This is a genomic window from Bartonella sp. P0282 (assembly GCF_048452985.1).
Taxonomy (GTDB): domain Bacteria; phylum Pseudomonadota; class Alphaproteobacteria; order Rhizobiales; family Rhizobiaceae; genus Bartonella; species Bartonella choladocola.
Genome location: NZ_WTFO01000002.1, coordinates 678,830 through 704,398, shown reverse-complemented (window position 1 = coordinate 704,398; position 25,569 = coordinate 678,830). Strand labels below are relative to the sequence as shown.

At 44.3% G+C, this 25,569-nt stretch carries 16 protein-coding genes and 2 tRNA genes; 9 read left to right on the top strand and 9 right to left on the bottom strand.

The genetic code is table 11. The annotated features are described in order from the left end of the window. Window positions 1-243: 243 nt before the first annotated feature. Window positions 244-1,281, bottom strand: coding sequence for a LacI family DNA-binding transcriptional regulator (locus tag GQS64_RS08435; RefSeq protein WP_198231250.1), 1,038 nt, complete (start codon window positions 1,279-1,281; stop codon window positions 244-246). Between the two features lie 1,354 nt (window positions 1,282-2,635). On the opposite strand from GQS64_RS08435, the gene GQS64_RS08430 reads away from it, so the two are divergent. The 3 genes from GQS64_RS08430 to GQS64_RS08420 all read left to right on the top strand — a co-directional run bounded on the left by GQS64_RS08430 (window position 2,636) and on the right by GQS64_RS08420 (window position 7,507). Beyond that, window positions 2,636-3,160, top strand: coding sequence for a hypothetical protein (locus GQS64_RS08430; protein ID WP_198231249.1), 525 nt, complete (start codon window positions 2,636-2,638; stop codon window positions 3,158-3,160). Further along, complete coding sequence (locus GQS64_RS08425; protein WP_198231248.1) at window positions 3,157-6,282, top strand: hypothetical protein; 3,126 nt, start codon at window positions 3,157-3,159, stop codon at window positions 6,280-6,282. Before GQS64_RS08430 ends, GQS64_RS08425 begins: the two co-directional genes overlap by 4 nt. Before the next feature lie 532 nt (window positions 6,283-6,814). Further along, on the top strand, window positions 6,815-7,507 hold the full coding sequence (locus GQS64_RS08420; RefSeq protein WP_198231247.1) for a glutathione S-transferase: 693 nt from the start codon (window positions 6,815-6,817) through the stop codon (window positions 7,505-7,507). A gap of 585 nt (window positions 7,508-8,092) precedes the next feature. Here the strand turns inward: GQS64_RS08420 and GQS64_RS08415 are convergent. After that, window positions 8,093-8,167, bottom strand: a tRNA-Asn gene (locus GQS64_RS08415). A 599-nt stretch (window positions 8,168-8,766) separates the two neighbouring features. On the opposite strand from GQS64_RS08415, the gene GQS64_RS08410 reads away from it, so the two are divergent. From GQS64_RS08410 to GQS64_RS08400, 3 genes are all read left to right on the top strand, one after another. Beyond that, window positions 8,767-8,840, top strand: a tRNA-Cys gene (locus tag GQS64_RS08410). Window positions 8,841-9,615: 775 nt separating this feature from the next. Next, entirely contained in the window at window positions 9,616-10,290 is a 675-nt protein-coding gene (locus tag GQS64_RS08405) for a protein-L-isoaspartate O-methyltransferase family protein (RefSeq protein ID WP_198231246.1), read from the top strand. Between the two features lie 104 nt (window positions 10,291-10,394). Next, window positions 10,395-11,786, top strand: coding sequence for a TolC family outer membrane protein (locus GQS64_RS08400; RefSeq protein ID WP_198231245.1), 1,392 nt, complete (start codon window positions 10,395-10,397; stop codon window positions 11,784-11,786). 1,851 nt (window positions 11,787-13,637) lie between these two features. Here GQS64_RS08400 and GQS64_RS08395 read toward each other — a convergent pair. Beyond that, window positions 13,638-14,411, bottom strand: coding sequence for a hypothetical protein (locus tag GQS64_RS08395; RefSeq protein ID WP_198231244.1), 774 nt, complete (start codon window positions 14,409-14,411; stop codon window positions 13,638-13,640). Window positions 14,412-14,954: 543 nt separating this feature from the next. On the opposite strand from GQS64_RS08395, the gene GQS64_RS08390 reads away from it, so the two are divergent. Both GQS64_RS08390 and GQS64_RS08385 read left to right on the top strand, forming a co-directional pair. Next, window positions 14,955-15,725 carry a DUF2497 domain-containing protein gene (locus tag GQS64_RS08390; protein WP_198231243.1) on the top strand — a complete coding sequence of 257 codons (771 nt, stop codon included), beginning with the start codon at window positions 14,955-14,957 and terminating at the stop codon, window positions 15,723-15,725. Between the two features lie 383 nt (window positions 15,726-16,108). Next, window positions 16,109-18,832: a valine--tRNA ligase gene (locus GQS64_RS08385; protein WP_198231242.1), complete on the top strand. Its 2,724-nt coding sequence runs from the start codon at window positions 16,109-16,111 to the stop codon at window positions 18,830-18,832. A 60-nt stretch (window positions 18,833-18,892) separates the two neighbouring features. Here the strand turns inward: GQS64_RS08385 and GQS64_RS08380 are convergent, their stop codons facing one another. Next, the gene (locus tag GQS64_RS08380) at window positions 18,893-19,141 is read right to left on the bottom strand and encodes a hypothetical protein (RefSeq protein ID WP_149866648.1); all 249 of its coding nucleotides are present in this window, start codon (window positions 19,139-19,141) and stop codon (window positions 18,893-18,895) included. A gap of 322 nt (window positions 19,142-19,463) precedes the next feature. Here GQS64_RS08380 and GQS64_RS08375 point away from each other — a divergent pair, with 322 nt between their 5' ends. Next, complete coding sequence (locus tag GQS64_RS08375) at window positions 19,464-20,258, top strand: tetratricopeptide repeat protein (RefSeq protein WP_077992548.1); 795 nt, start codon at window positions 19,464-19,466, stop codon at window positions 20,256-20,258. 706 nt (window positions 20,259-20,964) lie between these two features. Here GQS64_RS08375 and GQS64_RS08370 read toward each other — a convergent pair. From GQS64_RS08370 to xth, 5 genes are all read right to left on the bottom strand, one after another. After that, entirely contained in the window at window positions 20,965-21,711 is a 747-nt protein-coding gene (locus GQS64_RS08370) for an amino acid ABC transporter ATP-binding protein (RefSeq protein ID WP_077992546.1), read from the bottom strand. Between the two features lie 12 nt (window positions 21,712-21,723). After that, window positions 21,724-22,437 carry an amino acid ABC transporter permease gene (locus tag GQS64_RS08365; RefSeq protein ID WP_077992544.1) on the bottom strand — a complete coding sequence of 238 codons (714 nt, stop codon included), beginning with the start codon at window positions 22,435-22,437 and terminating at the stop codon, window positions 21,724-21,726. Between the two features lie 2 nt (window positions 22,438-22,439). Continuing rightward, complete coding sequence (locus GQS64_RS08360; RefSeq protein WP_198231241.1) at window positions 22,440-23,192, bottom strand: amino acid ABC transporter permease; 753 nt, start codon at window positions 23,190-23,192, stop codon at window positions 22,440-22,442. Between the two features lie 130 nt (window positions 23,193-23,322). After that, window positions 23,323-24,228, bottom strand: coding sequence for a transporter substrate-binding domain-containing protein (locus GQS64_RS08355; RefSeq protein WP_077992541.1), 906 nt, complete (start codon window positions 24,226-24,228; stop codon window positions 23,323-23,325). 144 nt (window positions 24,229-24,372) lie between these two features. After that, the gene (gene xth / locus GQS64_RS08350) at window positions 24,373-25,149 is read right to left on the bottom strand and encodes an exodeoxyribonuclease III (protein WP_198231240.1); all 777 of its coding nucleotides are present in this window, start codon (window positions 25,147-25,149) and stop codon (window positions 24,373-24,375) included. Window positions 25,150-25,569: the final 420 nt, after the last annotated feature.

The following is a 25,569-nucleotide window of genomic DNA, read 5'->3' as shown; positions in this document are numbered from 1 at the left end:
TTACGAACAAAATTCCGGCATATTGCTTTGCTGGATTGTTGTTCGTCTGCTTTATCGACCAGCAATTTTTACGAGAAACAAAGGTTAGAAGCCTTTACAAATTGCGCATGGCTGAAAGTGTTTGTGGCTCGTTTCAGCCTGCGACATTTTGTCTCTAATTTTGTGTAGTCTGACAAGGGCATCGCGGCAAGGCGCGGGGCGTCACTAAAATGACGCAATTGCCGCAACAAAAAACTTGATCTTTCAAATATTTGTTTTGCAAAAAATTTTAAATTCCGGCTGCCTCAGATGTGTTCCATGATTTCCCGCCAGAATCGGGGCTGCGGCATTGGCTATAGCCCATGCAACCTGTGTGTCGGCATCCTGATCCAAAACGAAGTCAATCACGTCTTGTTGAAGAAGGCGTTTATGCTTTTCACTCAATTCGTGACTGATCCATTTTGGCCTTTCGGGCATTGTTTTCAAAATGTTGCCAATGACATCGGGTGCATGGACGGTTGTATAAACGCCGACAATATGGTGGTTTTTGAATGCCTGAAGTGCGATTGCACGGGTCATTTCATCATTTTCGGTGGTTTCATTTATGATAACCGGATAGCGGTGGTCGATAATTTGTCGAAATCCGACGACGCGGTCGCGATGTTCCCGTCTTTTGGCAGACCCGTGTATGACAAGAATCTCCCCGTCATCCCTCAGTAACCCGTTCATCAGATGACCGGCAGTTTGTCCTTGTACGAAATTATCGACACCACCATAAAGGTGATCGACCTCTACCGGTACGTCATTGACGATGGTTATGATATGTTGCCCGCGCGCCGAAATCTCGCGAAGTGCAGGGATGGCTGCATCGTCCGACTCTGCGGCGATAATAAGCGCATTGCGTTGAAAAGGCGGTTCAAGAATTGCTTTATAAAGATTGTCGTGATCGCCTTCGGCAATAAGTGTGCGGTGTAACGAAATATACGAGGGCAGATTGCGGGCGTGGATTTGGGCAAATGTGTCGATTTCTTTCCACAAAGGTGAATGATTGTGAGGCCCATTTTTAGGAATGATGAGTTCGATACGATAGGTACCATGCCATATATCCGGCAGAACGCGCCTCAAACCAAGTTCTCTTGCAGCCGCAATTACTTTTTTGCGTGTCGCTTCCGATACACTTCCACGTTCATTCAAAACCCGATCGACAGTGCTTCGGCTCATCCCCGTCAGTCGCGCTATATCGGATGTATTGACGCGTTTAATTGCTGCTTTTCCCAAGCTTGAATAGGCTATAGCGGACAAAAACTCTTCTCCTGAAACTATCTCTCGAAAACTGGCGTTAAAACACCTTTGAAAAACAGTTCACTTCAATTTCAAAGGCATACGGCTGCACCGAAGCTCGTTAAACGTGCCTTGAATTGAAAATGGCAAGAACACGAACATTTTTCGATTGACGCTTGACACCTCATACTTGGCACTTGATGAAAACGGGAGCGTGATAATAACATAAAGCGTGATTTAAAAATCTATTTTCCGGCACTGTAACAGTTTTTTGAAGAGGTAAAAGTGCGGTGAGAAATAAAAACATGTTGTAAAATGACTATCCATTTAAATAAATAAAAATGAATAATATATATTAAGAAAAGATATAAATAAAAAAAGAATAAGTTTTAATTATTATAATATATTATTTATATATTTGAATTAATTTTTTGAAGAATTTTATTTGTGATAATATTTGTTTCAGAAATTGAAAAAACTTGACGGTGCGCAGGGGTATTATTTAACTCTATGCATGCCAATAAGTGATAGTGCCGGACATGATGCTTGTTGGGCGAGTATCTGAAATTTTCGGAGACATATATTTTGTCGGGTCCTTTATAGATGCCGTATTTATATAAGGCTGCTTATCTGAACTCCTGTCATCACTTCCACCTGTCATTTTTAAAAATTCTACAAACGCTATAATTTTTGTTCCCGTTTCGCCGAACGCATTGGGCTTGATTGGAAAGCGCTTTGTGAAGCACTTGAGATATGGTTTTTATGTGACTGTTAATCGGTTTCTGATGCGGGCAATTCGTGACCGGCAAACTATAAGGCGATAGAGGCTTTAATAACTTCAGTTCATTTATGGAGGTGCAATTCGATTTTTGATCGGGATACAATAGTTTTACACAATGCAGCCTGCAGGATTGTACATTTCTATAAACGCATTCAATCACGCTCATCAAATCAATTAGGAATGACATTTTGAATCGCAGGATCAGCTTCGATGCGCCTCCGAACATTGCTAATTTAGTCGATTAAGTATTGTTTGAAAGTATTACAGATTTGCTATGTGGTAATGACCACTCGATCTGAATAAGGACTATCAAAAGAATAACCTACTGTAAGTTGATTTAGCTGGTTGAACGCAAAAAATCTATAAAATAACAATTTTCCGTTATTTTACAGATAGTTAGTATATAAAGATAGAATTTTTTTCAACTATAAATGAAAACAACTGTGATAAAATAACAAAAGAACAGTATAAAATTAACTAAAAATTTTTCCCTGCTTACTCTGCACTTGATTTTATAAGCGCGTTATGCTTCTAAATTTTAAAAGAAGCTGGTCTGTCGTTATCGGCAAATATTCTCAACGGGGCATTTTCATAATGAATAAAAAATATTTCAGTACAACGGTGTCTGCTTTAACATTGGCATTGACGGTTGCAGGGGCAAATATGTCCACTGCATGGGCTGGAGAAATCACATATAATGGTACTCAGGCTGATTACGACAAATACCATAGTGAAAAAAGCGGAACTTACGTGACAACTCACGAGAGTACCCAAGGCAATACAGTCACGATAGATAATCCGGATAACTTGACAGATGACTATAAAGCTCCTGACACCGTTGCAGGAGCAACGGTAGCGAGTGGTAATACTTCAGAAAATACCGTTAATATCAAGGGAAAAGCGAAAGTCACCGGGGATGTTTATGGCGCAATCATCGGGAACGGTGATGCCGAGAAAAATAAGGTTGTCATAACCGACGGCCAAATTGGGGGTCGGATCATGGGCGGCATTTCCAACAAGGGTAGTGCCAACAATAACAGCGTCGACTTTTCTGGAGGTAACGTTACCGGAATGATCTACGGTGGATTTGGGACGACCGTTCATCTGGCAACACTGTGACACTAAATGGAGGAACAGCAGACGCATTTATTTTGGGTGGTGCTTCGTCAAGTGGAGATGTCAAAAATAATTCGGTTGTGGTCAAAAGTGGCAGCTACGGAAAGAATATTTACGCCGGTTACACGGATGCTACAGGTGTAGTTGACAACAACACATTAACCTTGAATGGCGGTACAACTACTGCTTTGGTTGCAGGCGGTGCATCTCGCAGTGGTGCATCTGTTTCCAATAATCACGTCATTATGGATGATTCGGCAACAGCATCAGACATTGCAGGAGGATTTATTTTCGATGGAGCCGAAAAAGGCGATGCTATTGGGAATAGCGTAACCATTTCCGGTAGCAGTAAAGTAACAGGAGCTGCATATGGTGGAAGCGTTAAAGGAGGCAATGGTACAGCTAAAGATAATGTGACAACGATTTCGGGAGGCGCCAAAGTCGCTGAAGCCGGGGGTGGTAATGCGCTAAATGGCACAGCGCAAGGAAACAAACTCGTCATCAATGGGGGAACTGTTACACTTGGCCACGGCGGGGTATCTATAAAAGGCTCGGCATCAGACAATTCGGTTGAAATGTCGGGGGGCACAGTAAAGAATCAGATTTTTGGCGGGCGCTCGCAAAGTGGCACCGATCCGAATACAGTCAGCGTGTCAGGTAATCAGGTTACCATTACCGATGGAACTGTCGAGAAAGATGTTCTTGGTGGCGCAGCCGACACAGCAGGTAATGTGACAGGTAATGCCGTTACCATGAGTGGTGAGGGAACAAACGTAAAGAGAAATCTCATTGCCGGTATTAGTGGATTGGGCGATGTATCCGATAACACTGTCAATTTAAACGGCGGATCGGTCGAGAGATTTGTTATCGGGGGACAAGCAGCGAATGGCCGTGCCGATCGTAACATAATAAATGTTACCGGAGGGTCTGTCGGCAGCGATATTATCGCCGGTCAAGCTAACAAGGGTACTGATAAGAATGAGGTTCATGTTTCTGGCGGGGCAATCAATGGGCAGATTACAGGGGGCTATTCAACAGACAGTGCAAGCACAAATAATGTTGTCACGGTCAAGAATGTCACTGTTACAGGTAATATAACTTCCGGCTACGTTGAAAAGTCGCAGAATGCCGAAGTATCGGGTAACGCCGAAGGCAATTCGCTTACGATTTCTGATAGTGCGACTGTTAATCAGGTTACCAGTGGTTATACACAATATGGCTCGGCGTCAAAAAATACTTTGTTGGTGACCTCGAATGCTACAGTCAAAACGTTCGCCGTGGCAGGTATTTCCGAAAATGGTAATGTAAGCGGAAATTCGCTCACTATTAATGGGGGAGCACATTTAGTTAATTATGGTGTCGGCGGTAAAACACTTATTGGGGATGCGACAAATAACAGCGTGTCGATTGAAAATGCAACTATTGATGGCAATGTTTACGGTGGTGTTACGTCAAATGGCAATGCCACGAATAATTTGATCACTTTAACTGGTGGAAATGTAAAAATCGGCGGCACTGTTTATGGTGGTTTTTTTGATGGCAAGACCAGATCGGCCGGAGATGTCTTTACCGGCAATACACTGACTCTCGTTCACTTCCACGGTGATCTGGTGGGCATTGAAAATGTTCAAAATTACAACTGGGTTTTGCCAAAGGATGTTGTCAATAATGAAATACTGGTTCACATCACCGGCGACAACGCCGTTAATCTAGCTAATACGACGCATACTGTTGCAATTGAAAGCGACGGTAGTCGCCTGTCCGTTGGCGACAAAATTACGCTTATTGATAAAGTTGCCAACGCGTCGGCGTCTAATATGCAAGTCAAACAAGGCAATTTCCTGATCTATGACATGAAGGCAGAGCAATCCGGTAATGGTTATGTTCTAACAGCTCTAAATAGTCAGGATGTTAAAGAGGAACACTCTGGCGGTGGCAACAATGGAGGAACCAACGGCGGAAACAATACAGGAGATGACAGCAGCAATACCGGTGGTAACAATGGGGCCGATGCCAATCAAAACAATGGCAATTCCGGCGACACTTCCAATACCGGCAATTCGCATAATGGCAATATCGGTGGCAACGGAAGTGGTAGTGGCGAGCTTGCGGGTCGTCTTAACCCACAAACGAAAGCATTTTCGGAAGGGCGTGCAGCATCTCTGGGCTTCTTGAATCAGGGAGCGGATTTGATAGCCAATGCCGGTATTCGTTCAGCAAGAAGTTCTGTTGCTGAGGCTGGCAATAATCCATGGCAGATGAATTTGATGCCGTTCTTTGTTATTGACGGTAGCTCGAACCGTTACAAGAGTGGAAGTCATGCAGATGTTGATGGTTTCAATATGGCTGTCGGCTTGGCAACCGGCTTTGAACTTGCAGACAAACATCCGGTAACACTCGGCGCATTCTTTGAATATGGCCGTGGTACGTATGACACCTATAACAGTTTTGCCAATTATGCATCTGTTCATGGTGACGGTGACACACACTATACAGGTGGTGGTGTTCTTGGCCGGATAGATTTTGCCGGTACAGGTTTGGGGCGGGTTAACAAGCTTGAAGCAGGTCAGGCAGACGGGCTTTATGCAGAAGCATCATTCCGTGCCGGTCATATAGATACCGATTTTGATACAGATGACATTTTGGGCGAATTCGGCGAGGGGAGTGATTACGACAGTGGTGCGGACTATTATGGTCTGCATGGTGGTGTCGGTTATGTCATGAATTTCGACGAACGTAATTCGCTGGATGTTTATGGTCGTTATTTCTGGACAAAGATCGATAGCGAAACAGTTGATGTCGGTCGGGATCGGTTGCGCTTTGACGATGCAGACAGTTCGCGGTTGCGCATCGGGACCAGATATACAATGATTTACAATCAACAGCTCAAACCATATGTCGGCATTGCTTACGACCATGAATTTGATGGTGAAGTTGCAGCCCGTGCATATGGATTGAAACTGGACAAGCCGTCGCTTGAAGGTGACACAGGCATTGTGGAAGCAGGTATTTCGATGAAGCCGGTAAGCACGATTGATGCATTGAGTGTTGATGTGACCGGTCAGGGCTTCATTGGTAGACGCGAAGGCGGCGGTGGCGGCCTCAAGATCAAGTATCAATTCTGATGAATCGGTATCCCGGTCGTTCATAAAAGGATTGGTTTCTCGAAATTCGGGAATATCTTTCCGATATGACCTGCAAGCTTTTATACCTGCACTCTTTTTATAAGGGTGCAGGTTTTTATTTAACCGGATATATTTAAATTAACCCGGCATAACTATAAGAGTGCAGGTTTTTCATTTTACCCGGCGTATCTTATCGCGAGAACAAAATGATATAAATTGGCCTTAACGTTTATAACGGGGAAGCTTTACCGAACCCGAGTGGTTGGTAATGGGGATGGCGATCAATAAAGTATCCGTTAATCGGGGGATTATACGCAGTCCCGATCCTTTATATTCAAACGAATGTTGGTCTGCATAAATTTAAACAGGATAGAGGATGACCAGCTTATAAAAGATCAGGAGACTGCCCGACGACGCTGCTTGTTGTGGATATGGTCAATGGATGATATTCGCTTTGATAATGTCCGAACAATTGTCGGCTGTTGGCTGATGGCGATTAACGCTATCAGAATGGGTATCGGAGTGTTTTTCAATGTATAAACTTCATATTGCCAATAAGAATTATTCCTCATGGTCGCTCCGTCCATGGGTGCTTATGAAAACGCTGGATATACCTTTCGAGGAAATAAAACATATTTTCAAAGAGGATAATTACGGGCAATTCAAAGCATTTTCACCATCTGCAAGAGTTCCGGTTCTCATTGATGGAAACACTGTCGTTTGGGATAGTTTGGCAATTACCGAATATTTATTTGAAAGTTACGACGTGGTTTGGCCGAAGAGGCGGGAAGCACGTGCCTGGGCGCGATCAGCCGCTGCCGAAATGCATTCATCCTTCCAGTCATTACGGGCTCAATGCCCGATGTCGGTTGGAATAGTCGCAAAATTGAAAAAACCGACGCCGGAACTTGAAAAAGATCTACGCCGGCTGGACGAACTGTTTCTGTCGGGATTTGAACAATTTGGCGGCATGTTCCTTGCTGGCGAAGCGTTTACAGGTGTGGATGCGTTCTTCTGTCCTGTGGCTTTCCGTATCAAAAACTACAATATCGAATTAAGCAGCAAGTCACTGGACTATGTTGAAAGATTGCTTGCTCTCCCTTCTATGCGGGAATGGTATCGTCAAGCTTTGGAGGAATGGGAGAGAGACCCGATGGAAGAAGCGCAACTCGACCGTTACGCTTACCGCATAAATGATTTTAGAAAAAATAACAAAATCGGCTGATGCCGGTTTTTATTTCGCCTGAAGAGGTTTTTATTGCGCCTGAAGAGTTCGATATGAAACCATATCACGAAAACCCTTGTGGCTCTTGTCGCTTGACCATAGGCTTCAAGTCGTTTCGTTGAAAATGTCCGAAACCGGTGTACCACTGGTGACCGCGATTCGATTGTCGCCTTCGCACTTGAGACGAATAGATTCTGCCTTTCGGGTTAATAACAGAAATCGAATGGCTATTTGCATTTAAAATGCCGCACCATTCAAGACTGTGTTTGTTGAAAAAGTGAACCGGAAAAACTGGCAGTAAATTTTTAACTCGATTTATTTATCGTCCATCAGCGTGGAACGGCAAATTTATCGTTCTTAGCGCGGAATGGGCAATTTTTAACAGTCCGGGTAGCGAAAAGCGATCACGATAATGATGGAGAGCCTTGTGAGACACCGAATCTCGAAGGTTCCGCAACTCACCTTATAACAATATGCTGAACAGAGCCTTGATTGGCTTTTAAAGCAAGTTGAAAAACAGGACTTCAAGTGAGGCTTTTAGCAAGCTCAAAACGAATTTTTTAACAAATAATATGTGGGAAAAAGTGGCTCCCCGGGCCGGATTCGAACCAGCGACCAACCGGTTAACAGCCGGTTGCTCTACCACTGAGCTACCGGGGAATGGCGCTCACATGTGTGATGCAGCAGGGCTATAGCAAATGAATTTAGGTTTTGCAAATAGGGAAATGATAATTTTTTAAAAAAAATATCAACACCCCGCCGGTGATGCACTACAGGTTGAAGAAAACTGCCGGAAAACGGCCGCGCAAAGGTCAATAATAGCAATTGATGTGTCAACGAAAAATGTCGCGTCTTGTAAGACTCAAGCATTTGCCGTGTTCTTTTTCTCAAGATGAGTCTTGCATGTCGGGAAAAATCTGTGACCGACGGTTTTTAGCGAAAAGTTTCAATCCGGTTCCGAGAAAATATTTCGTGCGCATTGAATGTAAACGTGTGAAGTTCGGTCTCTCCGGCAAGTTTTCACATTCTTTCGGTTATTGATTTGATTTGTTTGAGCAGGATAGGCGCCGATGCGTGAAAATCGGCGTGCCTCGAAGATGAAACCCGATTTTAATCCATGGATAAGCCTGAACAGTATCAAGGCATGGGAACGCTATTCAAAATACGATGCAAGATTCAACAAAAAATACATATATTCGCTTGTTGTGTGTCTTGACGGAAGCCTTTGCTTAACTTAATGAGCTACTAACATTTTATGAGGCCTCGTGGCGGAACGGTTACGCAGAGGACTGCAAATCCTTGTAACCCGGTTCGACTCCGGGCGAGGCCTCCAATTTTCCGGTTGCACCCTTTGTGAGCCGTTATCCAATACTCCCTTCATTAAGGCCCCGATTTGCAGTGAATTGATTGTTCGGCAATTCCAACGAAGTGCACAGACCTCCGGTGAAAAGTTCTGTGCTTTGATTTAAGGGTGAAGTTGGCTTCCTTAAATTGGTGTCCATTAGTTTGCGTCCGAGAGTTCAAGCCCATGCGTTGGCGTCTAAGTGTTGGCATCTATGAGTTGGCGCGTATAAGTTGGCGGCCATGAGTGCGGTGTCATGGTGCCGGTGTCATAGTGCCGGTGTCATGAGTTCGGTGTCATGTGTCCGGTTTAACGAGGTTGTTTCATTTCATCGAAGGTATTTGTTTGTCATTGACGTCAATATGCTTGCCGATTGCAGCGATTTTCCCGTTATGACATTTCAGATAGGGATTATTCTTGAACAATTTTTATTCCGCTATGTCGAATGTAGATTTTGAAATGGGTAAAGAACCGAATGACGGGTAGAATTATAACAAAATTCAAAAATTAAGTGATTTTTGATCTATATCTAAAGAGTTTGATCTTCGATTTTTGCGCGGAGTCAGGTTTTGTGATAATTCTTGACGTGGTAAGCCGCATAAAAACGGTTCACAAAGGTCGGAAGACGTATTCCACTCATTTTCGAGGGTGAATGAGGCCTTTGCAAATCTTATGATTGACTGTAACTTTGTTTTTTGCGACACCTCACTAGATTATATATTTTCCCTACAGCGTGTTTCGTAGTGGATGAGAAGGAAGTTCGGTTATGGCAGCGGATTTTGCAATGCTTCGGCAGAGAATGGTAGATAGTCAGATTCGGACAGTGGATGTTACGAAGCTTGCGGTTCTGGCCGCATTTTTGACAGTTCCCCGCGAAAAGTTTGTACCTGAAAAAATTAAAGAATTGGCCTATACAGATGAAGCTATTCCCCTGACTGCTTCACGTGCTGGCGGGCGCGGACGTTATCTGATGAAACCGGCGGCATTGGCAAAATTGTTGCAAGTAGCCGATATAAAATTGGAAGATGTCGTGCTCGATATCGGGGCAGGAACAGGTTATAGCGCCGCACTTTTGTCAAAATTGGCAAGTTCCGTCATTGCGTTGGAACAGGATGAGAAGCTTGCCGCTGTCGCCAATGAAAATATGCAGAAGGGCGGTTATGATAATGTAGCCGTCGTCAGCGGACCTCTCGCAAAAGGTTATGCGGAAGAAGGGCCTTATGACGTTATTCTTCTCGAGGGTTCCGTTGATTTTATACCGGAAGGTCTTTTTGCACAGATGCGTGAAGGTGGTCGCCTTGTGGTGGCCGAGGGGCACGGCAATTCCGCTGTTGCTCGCGTCTATATGAAAGAAGACGGTGTCGTATCCGCCCGGCGCGTCTTTAACCTTGCAATCAACCCGTTAGAGGGCTTCCAGAAAACACCCGAATTTGTTTTCTAAGGAACCTCAAAGGGTTGCGGTTGTGCAACGGTTGGATTTTTAATGATCGGATGCATTGCATTTTTTTGACGGTCAGGTAAATAGTATCAACTTGTCCATTCAAGATGGGTTGTGTGATTTTTTTGAATAGAGGTGTAGCTGTGGTGAAAACAAAGAAAGCTCTTTTGTCGGCTTTATTGCTATCAGGCGTTGTTTTTGCATCGCAACCTGTGCATGCCGAAACGCTGATGGGGGCTCTCGCCAAGGCTTACACAAACAACGGCAATCTGAATAGTGAACGAGCAAGTGCCCGCATTCTCGATGAAGATATTGCCATTGCGAAATCCAACTTCCGTCCTCAAATCGAGGGCTTCGGTTCGTATGCCCGTGGCCGCAGCGCTGCGACAACCTATTATACGACAACCGGTTCGTTGGGAGTGCAATTAAGCCAGAAAGTTTTTGACGGTTTCGTTACCAAGAATACCGTTGCTTCGGCCGAAGTTAAAGCACAGGCACAACGCGAATATTTGCGCAATACCGAGCAGAATATGCTGGTTAATGCCGCAACAGCCTATGCCAATGTGTTCCAGTATCGGCAGATTGCCGAATTGCGCCGCCAAAACCTTGCAGCTTTGGAAGAGCAAGTACGAGCTGATAAAGCAAAACTTGATGTTGGCGAGGGAACCCGTACGGATTTGGCACAGTCAGAGGCTGCACGTTCCGTTGCAGTATCCGAACTCAGTCTGGCACGTGCAGATGTCAAGTCGGCTGAAGCCGTTTATCGTCAGGTGATTGGTGCGGACCCCGACAAATTGGAGCGCCCGCCGGTTTCAAAAGCCCTGCCGGGTTCACCGGATGCGGGTTACAAGATTGGTGCGGCGACTCACCCCGCTATTCTTTATTCAAAATACCTGATTGATGCCAGCTCCTATAATGTCAAAGCCAAAGAGGGCGCTTTGCTTCCTCAGGTTGATTTATCGGCAAGTACATCTTACAACCAGATCTATAATGGTCCGGGGGATGGCGGCCGGTCGAATTCGGTTGGCGTATCAATCAATGTGCCAATTTACCAAGGCGGTCGTACTTCGGCTCAAATCCGGCAATCCAAGGAACAGCTCGGTCAGGCAAGGATACAGCTGGATCTTGCTCAGGATAGCGTTCGCGAGAACATGTCGTCTTCATGGTCTCAATTGGAAGGAGCACGCGCGTCGGTTATAGCTTATCGTGATAGTGTTCGTGCTGCAGAAATTGCTCTTGACGGTCGTGTTCAGGAAAACCGTGTTGGCCAAGCGACAACTCTGGACGTTTTGAATTCACGCACACAACTTATTGATGCGCAGATTTCATTGGTTACAGCAGAGCGTAATGTTGTGGTTGCAAGCTATAATGTCCAGTCGGCAATCGGTAAAATGACAGCCGATCAATTGGGGCTGCGCGTTGTCAAATATGATCCGGAAGAACATAACAAAGCTGTCAAAGATAAATGGATTGGCGTTCGCACACCGGACGGGCGGTGATTTGAAGGAGGCCTTAAATATAGATATATGATATATTTATATTGTTCTTCATCCATTTTACGTCTTTGATTGTTTAGAGTTAAGTATCACACCGATATAAATGAAATTGAAAAAGCACATTGTAAAATCAATGTGCTTTTTTGTTTTATCCGGACTTTCTATTTCGATTATTTTGGAATTTTACCGGGCTAATGGGTTAGCGAAAATTTCATTGATCGGGAAATCACAGTTCAAGACTTGTACTTCCTATGATCGACGGATAGTTTCGATGGTTATTGACCTTCAGCATTGATAGGCAACATCAACGTTTCAACGCGTTGCAGATATGTCTTGGAATGAACGGACATATGTCAAACGGGCGGGATTGTGCTTGTTAAAGAAGTCGGGAGCGTGTCTTTGAAAAAAAGATACGGCTCTGTCCAAATGATAAGGGCTGTAAAATCTGTTGTTATTCAATTTTGCTAAACGTTAAAGATCTATCGTTGAGAGATATTATTCCCGTCATGAGTAATTACTGCTTGGCCATCCGTTAAATTGAACGGATTAAAGCCTTTGATACAAAAATGAATAGCGGCCTACTATATTGAATAGCGGCTTATGAATAAGTGTAGAAGTTTGGCCTTGACCGGATCCTTGCGGATAATTTTGCAGTGTCCAGCATTTTTCAATGTATTGCCAATCAAGATTTAGCCGGTTTTTCCCTTCCGATTTTCTGCGACTTCCACCAAAATTTGCTTGGAAGTTCTGCCGCAACACATTTTTCAATTGCGGGTTCTTTGCTTGGTGGTAGGCATGAACCCGTAAATCCGGTTCTTCTTGCAAAACATCAATTGTATCAGAGACTTCGTTCCGGAATTTAACCTGCTGGAATTTTTGCGAGATGGTCTTCGGGCTGCGTTAAACAATGTTCTTTGTCTGCGGTGATTTTGCCTTGGTTTTCTTCTGTTCAATGTTATGGACGGCAACATAGAGCGGATAATCATGCGCATTGCGTTTACCGCAATATTCTGTTTCCCCTGTCAGTGGATATTCGCAGTATAGTTAGGTCATATTCCCGAAAGATCGACATTACAGGGTGATGGCAAAGGTCGGCAGCCGTGATCGGGTTTTGGGGCAAGAGCTTGGCACAGCTTGCTTTTGAATAGAGATCGACAAAACTATGCTGATAAACATGTCCGACACCCTTTAATGTTCCGACATAGGACGTATCTTGATAAGCCGATTAAGCGGGAAGGGCAATTTCACCCACTCACCAAGCTTCATTATCCGATTTCTTCTTTTTTAGAGAAACAATCTGCGCTTCCGGCGGGAAAATGCCATTATCGGCAACCGGTTTTCAAGGAAAGTCAACCGGAAGTGGAAGTTCACCAGATCATTGCTGCCATTTGGAAAGCAAGCCGGATGCAAAGACAAATACAACAAATATACGAAACTCGTGATTGTTTCAAACCTTTCGATCAACGGGTTAGCGGGCGGCAAAGGGAAATATCGGTATTGCCAATCTTCTCATCAACGCGTTTTTTTAAATCGGGCTGCGGCGCATACGCTCGAACAGAGCCTTGCACCATCGTCAGCAGCACAGATTGACCTCGACAGAAAGTGTCGGGGGGAAATTCAATAATCTCGCACAGTTTAGAGGCGTTTCCCAATTCATCAATAAAATTAAACAATCCGATCTTGTGTTAGATCATTCGTTCTTTGCAATCATGAGAGCTGCCGTTCTTTGAATGTTTGTTTTGTCACAACACGCAAAGAGGGCAACTCCCGCTTTGAAAAGTCCAAATTGTCAGATCGTGTCTAAACTTTTACAAATAATGATGACAGTCGTGTTTACCGATATTATCTGTTTTTTTAGAACACGATATTATAACGCCACCGACGAGCGTTTTTACCACTCAAGAAAAGATCGCCACTTGCAAGTGTTTTGCCACTTTCCCAAAGCTGTCTTGCCCGTTCGTTCGTGCCTGGAGCGAGTTGAGATTTGTCAACTTCAAGTTCGCTGACTTCGCCTCCCCCCTCTTTTCGCTTAAAAGCGTAGTTGACCCGGTCAAACATCGGATCGTCGACTTCGTCCCCCATATAGATTTGATAATCGCCTGAAACCAACTTATCCATAAGGCCGTGACGATCTTCTATTCTACCTTCACGAACACCGATTTTATAATATTCAACCACAATCTCTTTCATTTGATCTTGAGAGAGAGCATGAGGGTTGTCTTCTAAATAATCATATAAATTTTGATATATAACACTTGATAGGCTGCGAGACGATGAACCATCTTTTATTTCTGTAATATCAATAGCATCGCCTATGATTTTTTGTATTTTATCAACAGAAGCCTGATTTTCCCGATCAACAGCAATCTTAACCTTGTTATCATCTTTGACTTTATCTTGAGATTGCGCATTATTTGCTTTCAAGGCATTTTCAATCAATTTGGATCGAAAATCTGCTTGAGATTTATCCCGAATTTCACCGGCTTGTTTTACAAGTTCTTGAATATTGTTTTTAACGTCAGAGGGATTTGACTTGTTTGAATTGTTGGTCTTTGACGTTATCGATTGAATCAACTGAAGTGCTATTTCTCCACTTCGTCCAGTTAATGCGGTAGATGAGATGGTCATGTCGTATCCCCTCAAGAATACTGCAGCTTTTCAAGCTCTCATAGCTATTCCAGCGCTACCTCACATTCTTCATGAATGTATCATAACAGTACATTAAAAAGATCAATTGTCAATATCAACAATGCTATCAACAGGAAGAACTTCCAGATTCTATAATAACAACGTTTATAGTGAATGCGCCAATCACTACTGAAAGAGTTATCTTTTTACTATGAAAAATAAACTTAAGTGCCGGATTCTTAACCGGTATATTTAATTTCCGGAAGAACGCTTTGCTTGATGTGCAATTGGATAAATTTTCCTTTTCCTGAATGAATGCTACAACCTGAGGTAGATCACACGTTTTTTTTAACAACGAAAGGTTTTTTGTAAATTAAACGTTAAAAGAGTATATTATGGTCGATTATATAATAATGGTTGAAAAAACAGAGAAATCTGTGTGTTGTCTATCTTAAACTTGGCCGTATGATTTTAGCGTGACAGTTGTTTTGCTAAACTCCAACCACGATTCTGGTTGTATTTCGGGTTGAGAGGTAAAAGAGTATGGCACAAAGTTCAAACGCGTTGAAGGAACCAAACACGGACGAGATACTTGCATCTATCCGCGAGATTATTGAAGAAAATACCGGACGCGTTAATCCCCGGTCTAATGAGATAAATGAAGCTGTTAACAGTGTCGGTGCTCGTGATACATCCCGCGTGAAAGCTGCAAGAACAGCCGCAACGGCCGAAACTGCCTCGCCGGACGAAACAGCCGCGCCGGCCGATAAGGACATTTCAGAGAATAATCCCGAAGCTCTGACAGTCGACGATGCAATGAAGGCACTTGCTGCGCGTATTGGCTTGGGCGGGCAGGAAGACCATGGTTCCGCCAACCAGAATCCGGAAAATGAAGGCTATGACGCAGGAACAGCCGACCAGCGCGTTCAAGCTGCTACAAGTGACGAAACATCCCAACAACAGGATTCCGAGCCATTAAACGGGGAACAACAGCCGAAAATGGCAGATAGCGCGGAAGCCGTTGAAAGTCGGAACCATTATCAGAATACTGAAAAGGCTGATCTTTCAGCCCGACAGGACGTAGACAATTCCGATGGGAGAAATTCAGAAAACGAGATCGATAACGAGATGCGTTATCCGGAACTCGAGTTTAACCCGAAACTCTGGGATGCCGTTGAAAGTTTGGCAGAACAGGTATTGCGTCCGGTTCTTCTGAAATGGTTGCAAAATCATTGGTCTTCACTGGTGGAAAGAATCCTTCAAGAGGAAATTATCAAAGCGTTCGAGAAAAAATTTCCGTCTGATCGGGACTGATGCACTTATCCTCTATTGTCCAGACGTTTTGAACCTTGTCTATTGCGTCGGCAATCTTGTCTATTGCGTCGGCAATCTTGTCTATTTCATCGTATGTTTCGAATCTATCATATGTGTCGTGCTAAAGGATATTCGGTTTTGGATATTCTTAATTTGATGACGTTCGATCTTTAAAAAACAGGATCGAAAGAGGTTGAAATTGTCTTGAAATAAAGGGGTTTCGCATTTTATCGGGAAATTATATCAAATTATTTCATTATTTTTTGAAACCTGATACGAAGTCGGTTAAAACCGATTGGAAATATGTCTTCAAACGGAACTGGGATAGCTTTTTGCAATAGAGCAACAAGATTGCCGTCTACCGGTGAAAATTGGAAAAGAGAATGTTAGAAAAAACATATGATGCCGGCTCGACCGAGCCCCGTATAGAAAAACAATGGGAAGAAAACGGTGTCTTCAAGGCCGGAGCAGGATCAAAACCGGGAGCCGAGGCTTTCAGCATTGTCATTCCACCGCCTAATGTCACCGGTTCTTTGCATATGGGGCACGCGCTCAATAACACCATTCAGGATATTATGGTGCGATTTGAACGGATGCGGGGAAAGAATGTTTTATGGCAGCCGGGAATGGACCACGCCGGAATAGCCACACAAATGGTTGTCGAGCGCCAATTGGCTCAACGGAAAGAACCGACACGCCAAGAAATGGGACGCGAAAAATTTGTCGAACGCGTCTGGCAATGGCGCGAAGAATCGGGTGGCAAAATAGCCCATCAACTGCGGCGTCTCGGTGCTTCCTGCGACTGGTCGCGTGAGCGTTTTACGATGGATGAAGGGCTATCGCGCGCTGTACTGGAAGTTTTTGTTACTCTTTATAAGGAAGGTTTGATCTATAAAGACAAGCGCCTTGTCAATTGGGATCCGAAGCTTTTGACCGCGATTTCCGATCTTGAAGTCGAGCAGAAAGAAGTAAAAGGACATCTTTGGCATTTTCGGTATCCGCTGGAAGGAAAAGTTTTCAATCCCGACGATCCGGATACTTTCATTGTTGTTGCCACCACGAGGCCTGAAACTATGCTTGGCGATACCGGCATAGCTGTCAATCCGAAGGATGAAAGATATAAGGCTCTCATAGGGCATCATGCAATATTGCCATTCGTCGGACGCAAGCTCGAAATTGTCGGCGATGATTATGCCGACCCCGAAGCAGGGACGGGTGCTGTTAAAATCACTCCGGCTCATGATTTCAATGACTTCGAGGTGGGGCGTCGGCACAATCTTGGAATTATCAATATCATGACGGAAAATGCGAAAATTTTCCTGCGTGATAATGAAGATTTCCTGAAAGATCTCGAAGAAACAGAGACACTCCAAAAGCTCGTTGAAGCATTCGACCGGTTGGATCGTTTTGATGCCCGACAAAAAATTGTCGAAATGATGGAAGAGGGCGGCTATCTCGCCGGTATTGAAGACCATACACATATGGTTCCCCATGGCGACCGTGGCGGCGTGCCGATCGAACCGTTGTTGACCGACCAATGGTATGTTAATGCAAAAAAGCTTGCAAAACCGGCCATTGATGCTGTTAAAACCGGAAAAACGGTGATTATCCCGAAGAATTGGGAAAAAACCTATTTCAACTGGATGGAAAATATCGAACCCTGGTGTATTTCCCGCCAGTTATGGTGGGGACACCAGATTCCGGCCTGGTACGGGCCTGACGGAAAGGTCTTCGTTGAAAAGTCGGCTGAAGAAGCGCAAAAATCGGCTGATGAATATTATGGTAAAACAGTCGAATTACGGCGTGACGAGGATGTACTTGACACCTGGTTTTCGTCAGCTTTATGGCCATTTTCGACGCTCGGTTGGCCGGATAAGACAAAAGAACTTGAAACCTACTACCCGACCAGCGTTGTGGTGACAGGCTTCGATATTCTGTTTTTCTGGGTCGCGCGTATGATGATGATGGGGCTGCATTTCATGCATGATGTGCCGTTCCACAACATCTATATGCATGCGCTGGTTCGTGACAAGAACGGCGCCAAAATGTCGAAATCGAAGGGTAATGTCATTGATCCGCTCGATCTGATGGACGAATATGGTGCGGACGCATTGCGCTTTACACTTGCTATTATGGCAGCGCAGGGCAGGGATGTGAAACTCGACCCTGCACGTATTGCCGGCTATCGCAATTTTGGCACAAAACTTTGGAACGCAACGCGTTTTGCCGAAATGAACGGGGTTGCTTATGATCCCTCTTTCAAACCCGAAACCGTCAAACTGTCACTCAATCGCTGGATTTTGACAGAGCTTTCAAAAACAATTGAAGTTGTAACATCGGGAATTGAAACCTATCGTTTCAATGATGCAGCCGCAGCAGTTTATCGCTTTATCTGGAATACTTTGTGTGATTGGTATCTCGAATTGTTGAAGCCGATTTTTCAGGGCGAAGACGAAAGCGAGAAAAAAGAAGCGCAGGCTTGTGTCGCGTGGGTTCTCGAACAGGTTTATAAAATTCTGCACCCGTTCATGCCTTATATGACGGAAGAATTATGGGCGCTAACGGCAACCGACCAGCATAAAAGAACGACGATGCTGGCACTCGCAAGCTGGCCGGATATCAATTTCCGTGATGAAAAGGCGGCGGAAGATATAAACTGGCTCATTGATGTTGTCGGCGGAATCCGCTCTGCGCGCGCTGAAATGAATGTTCCGGCGGGTGCAATGGCGCCTTTGGTCATTGTCGAAGCAGGAAATACAACAAAAGAACGTGTCGAACGTCATGAAGCAGCGATCAAGCGTCTGGCACGTATCGAAACGATCGACTTTGCAAATAAAGTTCCGGATGCAGCTGCCCAGATTATCCTTGGCGAAGCAACATTTTGTATGCCGTTAGGCAAATTGATTGATTTTGAAGCCGAACGGGCACGGCTGCACAAAGAAATGGGCAAGATTGATCTTGACATCGAAAAGGTCGAAAAAAAGCTTGATAACCCCAAGTTTGTTGCAAATGCCAAGCCGGAAATTGTCGAGGCTGAACGCGAACGCCTGACCGAGCTTGAAGCGGCTAAAGAAAAACTGGCTATTGCTCTGAAGCGGCTTGGATAAGTTTTTGATGATGTTGAAATTTAAAAACCGCCTGTACCAATTATCAGGCGGTTTTTACTTTTAGCCGCGTCCGCTGCCATTTCCCATGGCTGAAGCGTAATTTTTACGCACTGCCGGGGCGGGTGCAGGAATGTCGGCCGGGTTCAATGTTCGCCACTGGCGTTCGCCATTATCGCCAAGATACCAATAGCCTGTCGTTGTTGCGGAGGTTGCATTTGTCACGGCACTTTCAGGCTTTGTGGTTGTAGAACAGCCTGATATTACCACTGTGAAAAGCGCGAACGCTACAAGACCCGTTTTACTCATCATTGTTCCGACTCATACAAATAAGGCCAAACCGGCTAAAAATGCGAAATGTTTTCGCACAGATTTATTGGTGTTTGTTTAGCAATACAGGAGGCTATCTTACATAATTATAGCTATGATGCAATTTTAAAAAATTCATGGCTTTCGACCGGTTAACTATAATAGAGTGATCTTCCGGTGTTGCTTTCAGGCAACACACTTTTGAAAGTTGATATGCTAACATCAGGAACAAATTTGATGCCTCATTCCCACCACAAAGCAAGAGCATTTTATTCAACATAAAAGCCATTGCTCGTTGAAATCGGGCTAGATAGGAAAATTTCATATGAACAGATGCAAAGAAGGATGGTTGGCCAGTGTGACTGCGCTCACATTGGGAATCTGCCTTTCTACCGCATCTGCGCTTGATGTTAACCAGACAAAAAGCCAATCGGATAGCCCGTTCGAGTTTTTCAAGAGCGGTATTTCAGCTTATAAAAATGGTGATAAGGGGCAGGCTGTCAAGGCACTGAAATATGCTGCCGATATGGGGCACCCCGGTGCCAATTGGAAGCTGGCACGCATGTATGCGGATGGTGATGGCGTCGCCGAGAATGATTATGCGGCCTATCAATTTTACGTTCGTATTGTTCAGGAAGGTGCCGATCCCGGTTCGGAAGACGAAAGCTACCTTTCCGATGCTCTGGTAGAGATAGCGACTTATCTCGTAACGGGGATTCCTAATTCGCCTGTCAAACAGGATATGCCGCAAGCACGCAGTCTTTATTTGCAGGCGGCAACCAATTTCGGTAATCCTGAAGCGCAATATCGTTTGGGAAAAATGCTGTTGAATGGCGATGGGGGAGAAAAAAATCCCGTTCAGGCTGCTCGCTGGTTCCAGCTTGCGGCAAGAAAAGGCAATCCGGCAGCGCAAGCAATGTTGGGCAATATGTTGTTTCAAGCAGGCAAAACAGTGCGGGGGCTTGCAATGATGACGGCAGCTTATGAAAAAGCCGGTCCACACGACCAGACATGGATTCGGCAATTGCAAGAACGTGCTTTCGCGGTTTCGGGCGAAGCCGATCGGCGCACGGCTATTTCTCTTGCAAGCGACATCGTCAGGAACGATAACGGTTTTTAACTTTCAATTTTATAAATTTTCAATAGGCGTTGGTATTCATCAGTCGATCTATTCCGGTAAGAGTTCCATTCAATCGCGTGTTTTTATAGGGCCGCCGTTTTATAGGGTCGCCGTTTTATAGGGCCGCTGTTTTATAAGGCCCCCGTTTCATAGATCCCCGTTTTATAGCGCCACTCAATCACCATTTTGTTGTGAAGAGTGATAATGTGTCGAAAGTCGGGTGCGGCACTGTTGCCGCGCCACGGGCTACTATTGGGGCACACCAAGGTTTTTGGGTAGGCGGGCAGGTTGCTTTTAAACCGGATGCTTTTTGATGACTGTGTTATGCTGTTGGCTTTCAGCCATTTCGTGAACGGTATAACGAAGAGGTTTTTGTAGCGATTGATTGTTAGCCTGACATTCCGGCGACCAATGCGGCAAGTCTATCCCGCAAACGTCTGTCGCAATTAGCTGACGTGTCCACATTGATGATATGAATGTTTGCTAAGACAGGATTGCGCCAATTAGCGAAAGAAAAATTTCGCAAAGCCGGATAGAAGCCAACGATGATTGGGTCAATCATTGTCGGCTATTTACCAAATCCGGAAATAACCACAAGGATAATATCTGGCTTGTTTTCAATCTTCGGGCAACAAGACATAGCACCGGATGTTGAACCAGCCAATCGCCTCTTCATTACGTGAACTGCTTGTTGCCGCTTGTCGGATTAATGGCTCAAAATCTTCGACAGAAAATCGCGGGCTCTCGGCGTTCTCAAATCAGGTGATGCAAAGAATTCTTCCGATGTACAATCTTCCAATATTGCTCCGGCATCCATGAAAATGACACGGTCTGATACTTTATGTGCAAAGCCCATTTCGTGGGTTACGCATATCATCGTCATTCCATCCTGTGCGAGTCCTACCATGACATCAAGCACTTCACCCACCATTTCAGGGTCGAGTGCAGACGTTGGTTCATCGAACAACATAACAACAGGATCCATTGTCAAAGCGCGCGCAATGGCAACGCGCTGTTGTTGACCACCCGAAAGTTGCCCCGGATATTTATCCTTATGGTCGATCAGACCGACGCGTTTGAGATATTTCAGCCCGCTTTCGATTGCATCTTTCTTTGAACGATGCAGAACTTTGGTCTGCGCAATCGTCAAATTTTCCATCACCGATAAATGCGGAAAAAGCTCGAAATGTTGGAAAACCATACCAACGCGGCTACGTAATTTGGGTAAATCGGTTTTCGGAGAATGAACGGGAACACCGTCGACCCAAATCTGCCCTTCCTGAAACGGTTCAAGTGCATTAATGGTCTTGATAAAGGTCGATTTACCAGAACCGGAAGGACCACATACAACGACAACTTCGCCTTTGCTTATATTGGTCGAACAATTCTTCAAAACGTTGAATTTTCCATACCATTTGGAAACGTTTTTTACTTCAATCATATGTTCGGGCATAAAACTTTCCTATCAGCGAATAATAGCGACTTTTTTCTGCAGATACATGACAGCCTGCGAGAGCGTGAAACAGATCACAAAATAGAACACGGCGGCAAGAATATAAGCTTCCTGTTTGACACCGAAATTGTTTGCCACAATGTCGAAACCTTTGAGAAGATCATTGCCGCTAATTGCATAGACAAGCGATGTATCCTGAAACAGGATAATGACCTGCGTAAGAAGAACGGGAAGCATATTTCGTAATGCTTGAGGTAAAATGACGATCAGCATGGATTGCCAATAAGTCATGCCGAGAGCTTCGCTGGCAAATTTTTGCCCCTGCGGAACCGACCTTATGCCGGCGCGCATAATTTCTGCGAAATAGGCTGCTTCAAAGGCTGTGAACGTAATGAATGCGGAATTGTTTGCGCCGATCGAATGTCCGGTGACAAAAGGCAGCAAGACGAAAAACCAGAGAATTACCATCACCAAAGGGATGGAGCGCATGGCAGTAACGTAAATGGTGGCTATCCATGATAAAGGCTTTATTGATGAAAGCCGCATCATTGCCAAAAGTGTTCCGAAGATCACTCCAAGGACGGTGGCAACAATTGTTAATACGACACTGAAAATAAGGCCGGATAAAATGTAGGTTTTGAATACATCGAAAGTGAAGAAGGAAAAATCCATCCACGAAAAGTCGAACGTCAGATAATAGGATAGGGTAGAGCCGGGATTCGACATGATTATCTCCCCTCCGTCTGGAATCCGGGAATTTTGACCGTTCGTTCAATGATTGACATAACGACAAAAATAACCAGAGAAATAATGACGTAAAGAACTGTCACAACCATGTAGTTTTCATAAATATGGCTGACTTCTTCAATGGCCTGAAACTGGAATTGCATCAATTCATGGATTGAAACCGCAAAAGCGACGGCCGAGTTTTTCACAATTCCCATGGATTCGGAAATAAGCGGTGGCAAAATGGTTCGCATCGCCCGCGGTAAAATGACGTAGCGATAGGTTTGATAAGTGGTAAAACCCATTGCCATGGAAGCATAACGTTGACCGGTTGGAATAGCTTCAATTCCCGAACGAACCTGTTCGGCAATTCGGGCCGAGGTAAAAAATCCCAAAGCACAAATGACAAGGATCATTGGCGGAAAGCCCATTGCGGGCGGGTAAATCTTCGGAACAACGAAATACCAAAGAAATATCTGGACGAGTAGTGGAATATTGCGTGTTATTTCCACCCATATCCGGGCAATTGCGCGTAATATACGATTGAAGAGCGATGTGCGAGGCAGCGTTCGCATTGTGCCGATAATCACACCGACAATAATCGCTAAAATTAAACTTGAAATTGAAAGGAGAGCTGTATTCAAAAATGCATTGAGCAGTGTATCGAGATAGGTATGACTCACGCCCGCTTTACCGAAACAACCGGCAACATGGGTATGATCGATATCATCCATACAGAGGAATGAGAAATCCATTGTAGAGTATTCCCGAAAATCTGGCACGAGTACGCACGCACTCTGTTTTTACCAAGCCGCATTGGCTTGTAACGCCATAAATAGGCTGCATGCAACTTCAAAAACATGCAGCCTTGTTTCTCACAAGTTATTATTTGTTTTCCTGATAATCTTCCATAGGCTTGTTGTTGGGGTGTTCCCAAGCATATTTCGTTGTATCGGAAAGCGGTAATCCGACGACCGTATTTGAAGGAGGCACCGGCTGCATAAACCATTTATTATATAGAGTTTCGAGAGATCCGTCTTTTACTTGCCGTACAATACTGTCATCAATTGCCTGTTCCAAATTCTTGTCGTCAAGACGCAACATGCAGGCAATAGGTTCAACAGAAAGAACGTCATTGAGAATGACATAATCCGACGGATTCTTCGATTTTGAGATATTTCCTGCAAGAATTGATCTGTCCATAACAAAAGCATCAGCTCTTCCCGATTCCAGAAGCAGGAAACTATCGGCGTGATCTTTCCCGTTTACCTCTTTAAAATCAATATTTTGTGCACGTTTGTTCTTGCGGATAAGCTGCACCGAAGTTGTGCCGGTGGTCGTCGCAACAGTTTTCCCGTTGAGATCGGCAATAGATTTTATGCCGGAATCCTTTTTGGTGGCAATGCGTACTTCTTCGACATAAGTCGTATAGGCAAAAGCTGCTTCTTTACCTCTTGCAGCATTATTGGTTGTCGAACCACATTCAAAATCATAAGTTCCATTTTGTAAAAGCGGAATGCGGTTCTGAGAAGTAATCGGCAGATAATTGATCTTGATCGGTTTGCCAATTTTTTTGGAAATATCGTCGATAATGCGCTCTGCCATTTCGGTATGGAAACCAACATATTTTCCGTTACCGAGCGCATAGGCCAAACCCGATGATTCGCGCACACCCAATGTGATCGACCCGCTATCCTTTATTTTTTCAAGCGTGTCTTTCTGCTGGCCCATTGCGGTGCCAGTCAGTCCCAAGATTGCCAAAGCGGCAAAAGCCATGAGAGCTCTTTTCATGAATGTTCTCCTATTTGATTATTTCCGCAACAAAATTGCCTACGATCGCGAGTTTAACACATTTTTTTTTATGAATATAAATTTTCTGTGTTTTTTAAAGGATTCTTTATATTTTATAAAACTTTGATGCAAATAAAAGGGAAATTACTTCAGCTTAATGACAACGGGAACGTGATCGGATGGTTTTTCCCATCCACGCACAACGCTTTGTACCGAACTGCTTTCGAGCTTGTCGGCGGCTTCAGGGGAAATAAGAAAATGATCTATTCTTATTCCATCGTTTTTTGTCCATGCGCCTGATTTGAAATCCCAAAAACTATAGTCCGGATTGTCGGAAGTCGAACGGATTGCGTCATAAAAACCGAGATTCCTGATTCCCCACAGGGCTTGACGACTTTGTGGAAGGTAAAGTGCATCGCCAATCCATTCTTGCGGGTTTTTGGCGTCGTAATCTGAACCGATTACATTATAATCACCCGCAAATACCAGCGGTTCTTCCAAAGCAAGAAGAGAAGCGGCGTGTTTTTGAAAGCGTTCGTACCAACGCAATTTGTAAGGGTATTTTTCGCTATCGACAGGATTACCATTGGGCACATAAAGTGATGCAACCCGTATGACGCCTTTTTGGGTCGAATATACAGCTTCGATGTAGCGGGCCTGTTCGTCACTATCATCACCAGGCAAGCCCCGAACGACTTCATCGGGACTGGTTTTTGAAAGCAGTGCGACGCCGTTGAAACCTTTCTGCCCGTGTGCCTCGATGTGGTAGCCAAGAGCTTCAATCTCGGCACGAGGAAAATTTGCATCTATCGTTTTGGTTTCTTGCAGGCAGACAATATCAGGCTCACACCATTTTAGCCACTTTATCAGCGTATCATGTCTGGCTCTGATACCTGCCACATTCCAGGTTGCTATTTTCATACCCGTCACTTTAACCAATCTTATCCTGAAGCTTCAAGCGTTAGTTGATGTTTTAATGTTATTTATCGGAATAAAAATATAATGGGTAGCTTTTCTAATGGATAGCTCTTTCAAAAATCCCGTTTTTGTCAAAACAATCCGGCTTTTATTGATAGAGCTTACCGGGAAGAAGATTATGCAACTATCCTGAGGCCAAGCCATTATCCGGAAGGTTGTTCGGGAAAAGCGGAATGATTCAACCACCATTCAATGCTTCAATCACTATTCAATGAAAAATTGGTCGCGCTTTTATTCAAGGACTAAAGAGGTGCGAATATATCATTCGACACGGTTTCATATATTAATAAAGTAAAGGATGTGACATTTTATAAGATAAGATCTGATGGTGTTTGGCCGATTGTTTTATAAAAGCGAACGGAA